The sequence below is a fragment of the Rhodococcus sp. P4_B6 genome (genome assembly GCF_056402215.1).
The window spans coordinates 1-4,771 of the sequence record NZ_JBFUHV010000321.1; the positions used below are offsets into that span (position 1 = coordinate 1).

At 65.3% G+C, this 4,771-nt stretch carries 5 protein-coding genes; 4 read left to right on the forward strand and 1 reads right to left on the reverse strand.

Annotated elements, in window-relative coordinates:
* Positions 1–716: 716 nt before the first annotated feature.
* The 4 genes from AC1DWT_RS49505 (at position 717) to AC1DWT_RS49520 (ending at position 4,167) form a co-directional block, all read left to right on the forward strand.
* Positions 717–1,094 (forward strand): helix-turn-helix domain-containing protein, encoded by a 378-nt coding sequence (locus AC1DWT_RS49505; RefSeq protein WP_477926095.1) that lies wholly within the window; start codon positions 717–719, stop codon positions 1,092–1,094.
* Positions 983–1,765 carry an IS630 family transposase gene (locus tag AC1DWT_RS49510; RefSeq protein ID WP_477926093.1) on the forward strand — a complete coding sequence of 261 codons (783 nt, stop codon included), beginning with the start codon at positions 983–985 and terminating at the stop codon, positions 1,763–1,765. The genes AC1DWT_RS49505 and AC1DWT_RS49510 overlap by 112 nt, the downstream gene beginning before the upstream one ends.
* A 606-nt stretch (positions 1,766–2,371) precedes the next feature.
* Positions 2,372–3,409 carry an alpha/beta fold hydrolase gene (locus tag AC1DWT_RS49515; protein ID WP_095863889.1) on the forward strand — a complete coding sequence of 346 codons (1,038 nt, stop codon included), beginning with the start codon at positions 2,372–2,374 and terminating at the stop codon, positions 3,407–3,409.
* Positions 3,410–3,852: 443 nt separating this feature from the next.
* Complete coding sequence (locus AC1DWT_RS49520; protein ID WP_072951436.1) at positions 3,853–4,167, forward strand: WhiB family transcriptional regulator; 315 nt, start codon at positions 3,853–3,855, stop codon at positions 4,165–4,167.
* Between the two features lie 86 nt (positions 4,168–4,253).
* Here AC1DWT_RS49520 and AC1DWT_RS49525 read toward each other — a convergent pair.
* Positions 4,254–4,771, reverse strand: a 518-nt coding sequence (locus tag AC1DWT_RS49525; RefSeq protein ID WP_477926094.1) for a transposase, incomplete at its 5' end; no start/stop codon positions are given.

The window sequence follows — 4,771 nt, forward strand, 5'->3', positions numbered from 1 at the left end:
TCACCGGGGACTGCGGTGGATCTGGCGCTGATTCTCAGGATGCTGAGCGAACTCCGATTGACGCAGCGATATCCGGGATGAAATCGCTCACCGTCTGTCTTCGCACTTCGTGCTGTCCGCGACAAATCGGTTCCGCCGGATGCGTATACGAATTCTCCTCGGTTGTCGTACTCGACGCGGATCAGTGACCTGGCGGTCGCGGCCAGCTCGGCTTCGGTCGGCACGTATCCGCGGGTTCTGAGGCGGCATGGCAGTGCCTGACAGCGGCAAATCCATCGTGATGACCGTGGCACTGGTGCGCGTACCGAGTACGTCGACCGCACACATTGCGTGCCGGGGAGTGCTGTGTCGCCCCAGTATGAAATTCTGGGTGTCGTTCGGCCGGGTGGAAGCTGTGAAGTGCAGGGGGAAGCGTGAGCGTCGGGGCTGATGATGGTTTGAGTGCACCTGATCCGGTGCAGGTGCGGGAGCATGTGCAGGCGATTCAAGGGCGGATTGCCGAGACGGTAGGTCTTGGCGCGGGTGTGTACCTAGTAGCGTGTCGCTGCTTAGTTCTGCCTTGTTTCGTTTAAGTTGGAGGCGGCAGACTTCCCCTTCCCCTCTGCCGGTCAGGACTGTTGTCAATGCCTTCGCAGAAGAAGCGTCCGGTGACGTTGAGCTCGGCTGATCGTGAGTTCTTGGAACGGTTGACCACSACCGGGGTGCATCCGGCYTCGATGATCCGRCGGGCCCGGGTGTTGCTGGCGCTGGACACCTCGGTCGGGGCGGTCGATGAGAAGAAGGTGATCGCGGCACGGTTGGGGGTCTCGGGTGAGACGGTGCGRCTGGTGGCCAAGCGGTTCGCTGARACCRGTCAGGACGTGGAGGCCACGATCGGGCGCAAGCAGCGYGACCTGCCACCGGTGCCSTCGCAGATCACCGGCGAGATCGAGGCCAGGTTGATTGCGTTGGCSTGCWCRMAGCCSCCSGMGGGWCATGCCCGGTGGTCGCTGCGACTGCTGGAGAAGCACGTCGCCCTGRTCGASGACATCCCMGACCTGGACCACTCGACCATCGGCCGGATTTTAAAARAACGAAACTTCGTCCTCACCTGAAGAAGTGCTGGACCATCCCACCAAAGGCGAACGCGGAGTTCGCAGCCCGGATGGAAGATGTCCTGTCGGTCTACGCCCGCCCCCACAACCCCTCTCGCCCGGTGGTGTGCATGGACGARAAGCCCTACCAGCTCCTCGCTCACGTGCGTGACCCGMTCCCTGCAGGCCCGGGACGCGATCTGAAGGAGGACTCCGAGTAYGTGCGGCACGGGACCTGYTCGATCTTCTGCTGGGTCGAGCCCCTGGCCGGCTGGCGGCGTGTCGATGCCCAGCCCCGGCGCACCAAGATCGACTGGGCCCGGCAGGTCAAAGAGCTTCTGTGCGTGGACTACCCGGACGCGGAGACGGTGGTGCTGGTGATGGACAACCTCAATACCCACGGCATCGGATCGCTCTACGAGGCCTTCGAGCCGGCCGAGGCGTTCGCGCTCGCGCAGCGACTCGAGATCCACCACACCCCCAAGCACGGCTCGTGGCTCAACATCGCCGAGATCGAACTCTCGGTGCTGACCCGCCAGTGCCTGGACCGGCGCATCGAGGACCTCGAGACCCTGGGCGCCGAACTCGCCGCCTGGCAACGACAGACCAACGCCGATCAACGCCAGGTCCAGTGGCACTTCACCACCGACGACGCCCGCATCAAACTCCGCCACCTATATCCCAACACTTAGCAGCGACACGCTACTAGTTGTACGGACAACTGCCCTGCAGGTAACCGGGAAGGAAACGCCGCTGAACGTGCGGGCAAGTTGTCAGGCATTCCGCGCCCGTGCGTGGTTGAGGAGGACCTGGACTCGCATGTTGTCTCAGGACTCCGTCAACACATCTGTCTCAGGACCTCGCGGACAGTCTGGTCAGTGGTTGAAATGCAATTAATCGGTCGAGTGTGCGTTCGCGTGATGTGCACTTGGCCCGCAATCAGGTGACCGCCTGCTGGCGATGGCACCGACACTGCCCGAGCGCACTCAGAGCGCTCTGATCGGCGCCGGCCAGGTCGCCTGGCAGCAGGTTCAGTCGGGCTCCCCACATCGGAAGCGACATCGAGCGGCACGGCCCAGGGCCCCGGCGCCTGGTGATCGGCGCTCGGTGATCGCCCGCGTGTAACGCCGCGGCCTCCACCGCGAATAACCAGCGAACGTTGTCCGCGCCCACTCCGGGGCACGGGAGACAGGCAACAACCACCTGATGTCAACACCCCCGGGTGGGGCGTGTCGCCACGGGTATCGACGATGCGCAGCGAAGAATCAACGTAGAACGCAACAAGCGAGGAGGGTCCGATGAACCCCAGCCGGATGCGCAGACTCCGGCCGGTACCCAACACCGAGCCGCAACTGACGTTCCGCACCATCCACGGATACCGACGCGCCTTCCGCATGACCGGCAACGGCCCCGCACTGCTACTGCTGCACGGCATCGGCGACAACTCGACGACATGGACCGAGATCATCCCGCACCTCGCCGAGAACTACACCGTCATCGCACCCGACCTACTCGGCCACGGCCGCTCCGACAAACCCCGCGCCGACTACTCCGTCGCCGCCTACGCCAACGGCATACGCGACCTACTCTCCACCCTGGGAATCGACCACGCCACCGTCATCGGACACTCACTCGGCGGCGGCATCGCGATGCAATTCGCCTACCAATTCCCACACATGGTGGATCGGCTCATCCTGGTCTCCGCCGGCGGCATCACCAAGGACGTTCACCCACTCCTGCGCCTCGCAGCGACACCGATCCTCAACGAGGCACTGAAATTGCTGCGCCTGCCGGGAGCGGTGCCCGCGGTGCGATGGGTGGGAACGGTGTTGACCCGGCTGCACGGCACCCCCCTGCACCCCGGTGCCGCGCTGCACGACACCCCGGATCTGGTGCGTATCTTGACCGAACTGCCCGACCCCACCGCATACGAGGCCTACCTACGCACCCTGCGTGCGGTGGTCGACTGGCGCGGACAGACGGTGACCATGCTCGACCGCTGCTACCTCACGGCCAGTCTCCCCGTTCAACTCATCTGGGGAGACCGGGACACCGTCATCCCCGTCAGCCACGCCCACACCGCGCACACGGCAATGCCCGGCTCCCGCCTGGACATCTTCCCAGACGCCGGGCACTTCCCCTTCCGGGACGACCCCCTGCGCTTTGTCCACACCGTCGAGAAGTTCCTCTCCGATACCCGCCCCTCACCATTCGACGAGGCCAGATGGCGGCAACTACTCAACACCGGAACGGTCCAGGCGGCCCTCACCCCCGACGCTTCGACGCGTGCCACCGTGCTCGACGCGGTCGGACCCGCCGAAAGCAAAGCCACCTGACTCGCGCTCACAAGACCGACCCCGGGCACAACACCCACCCGGCACCCGGGTACGAACCCACACGGCACGGTCACCGGCCGCAGGCAGGCGCCCCTCCGGCGCCCATGGTGGCTTCGGCATGGCGGTACCACCACACGACACGTCAGGCGCTGACGTCGCCACCCACGGGACCGCGCCGAGGCCATCTCCGTGCGCGTTTCAGCACGAAGTGTGCGTTTTACTGCAAGACCGGAGACCCCCGCCGGAGGGATGCTTTATGCAGGCCATGACACAGCATGCGGGAGCGCACTCTGATGACTGCAGTACACGAGAACGTCGGTGCCACAGGGCTTCCTGATGGAATCGCAACGCAGCTGTTCATCGGCGGACAGGCCGCCAGTCGCACCTCGCCGCGCGATCCACTGAGCGTGTCACCGTTCAATTCCGAAAGCGACCCATCTGCTGTGCCTGATCATCCGCACCACCCCATCGACCGGAACTGGCAGCACCGCGCCTCCTGCCGCGGCACCGACACCGACATGTTCTTCTCCCCCGACGGTGAACGCCGTAGCGTCCGCGCCCGGCGCGAGCACGCCGCCAAACAACTCTGCCAGAGCTGCCCCGTACTCACCGACTGCCGCACCCACGCCCTCACCACCACCGAAACCTATGGCATCTGGGGTGGCCTCTCCGAAACCGAACGCGCCCGCCACACCCGACGCACCCGCCGCGCGACTTCCCGATCCCCGGGCGGCACACTGCGCCGTCTCACTCTCTGACCGGAAAATGCCGAAGGTGGGTGGCAGGCGATAGCATCCGGCGTAGCTTGCGGAGCCGGATCAGTTTGTGAAGGTATGTGTTTGGGTTAGGCAGCGGGCGTGACGGTGACCCGGTAGCCGAGGGCGGCGAGCTGGGCGAGGTGGCTGCGAAGCTTGCGTTCGGTGTTGATGTGGCGGGTGTGATAGTCGGCGCCGAGGTCGTGGAACCGGACGTTTGTGTCGATGAGCAGATGCCAGACCACGACGAGGATGGAGCGGGCGACGGCGACGAGGGCTTTGAGCTTGCCGCGACGTTTGACGATTCGCCGGTAGCGTTCGCCGAGGAAGGTGTTTGTTTTGGCGGCTGCGGCGGCGGCCTCGCCGAGCACTCCCTTGAGATAGGGATTGCCCTTGCCGGTTCGACCGCCGCGCTGGATCGGCCCGGACTGGATGGTGCGCGGGCACAGTTTCGCCCACGACACCAGGTGCGCGGCCGTGGGAAACACTGTCATGTCCGGTCCGACTTCGGCGAGAATGATCTGCGCGGCGCCACGCCCGACGCCGGGAATTTCGTCGAGCCGCTCGATCACAGTGAGTCCAGACCCGCCGCGCGCCGCGTCGTGGC

What these genes read in the sequence shown, in the direction of transcription:
- AC1DWT_RS49515 (WP_095863889.1), top strand. Translation starts at nt 2,372, where the DNA reads ATGAACCCCAGCCGGATGCGCAGACTCCGGCCGGTACCCAACACCGAG.